Source organism: Variovorax sp. P1_H2 (genome assembly GCF_056405295.1).
The window spans coordinates 1-554 of sequence record NZ_JBFUCJ010000313.1 but is presented as its reverse complement, the minus strand read 5'-3'; the positions used below and the strand labels follow the sequence as shown (position 1 = coordinate 554).

The 554-nt window shown below is 58.2% G+C and carries 2 protein-coding genes; both read right to left on the bottom strand.

Annotated elements, in window-relative coordinates; genetic code table 11:
• Window positions 1-138 (bottom strand): transposase (locus tag AC1D2E_RS36100; RefSeq protein ID WP_478201827.1); only part of this gene is annotated, 138 nt, incomplete at its 3' end.
• A 35-nt stretch (window positions 139-173) separates the two neighbouring features.
• A partial coding sequence (locus AC1D2E_RS36095) for a hypothetical protein (protein ID WP_478201826.1) occupies window positions 174-554 on the bottom strand: 381 nt, incomplete at its 5' end.

Sequence of the window (554 nt, the reverse complement as noted above, 5' to 3'; positions counted from 1 at the left end):
GTCCAGCGTCTGCTTCGGCATGCCCAGCACCTTGGCCGTCACCGACGCCGCTTGGCCGCCTTTGACCAGTCGCACCGCCTCCAGCTTGAATTCGAGCGTGTACCTGCCACGCGGTTGCCCGTCTTTTCTCTTGCTCATTTCTCTTCTCTCCAATCACTGAATTTGACCATCAGCTATGGAGTACGTTTTTCGGGGGCAAGATCAGCCATGYAGTCAGTTCGCGTCTTATCGATCGACGTCAGAGCCTCGCCAAGCTCCTTTTCCACCTGTTGCAGATTAAATTCGGCGGCCTCTATGCGCTGCTCGATAGACCATCCTTCCTGCATGGGATGACGCACGGTCATTCGCGCCGATGCCGAAGCGACCGATACGGCCGTACCGGAGATGCTGATTGTGCGGATGGCACCCCTGAACCCGTCGCGAAGCCAAGAAACGAACCGCTTGGGCAGTGGATCCTTGTCGAATTGGCGCGCCGTCTGATTCAGATCCAGCCAGACCGTCCAAACGCCGATGAGCTGAAGCAGCATGCCCCAGACGCGCACCCAAACATCGGG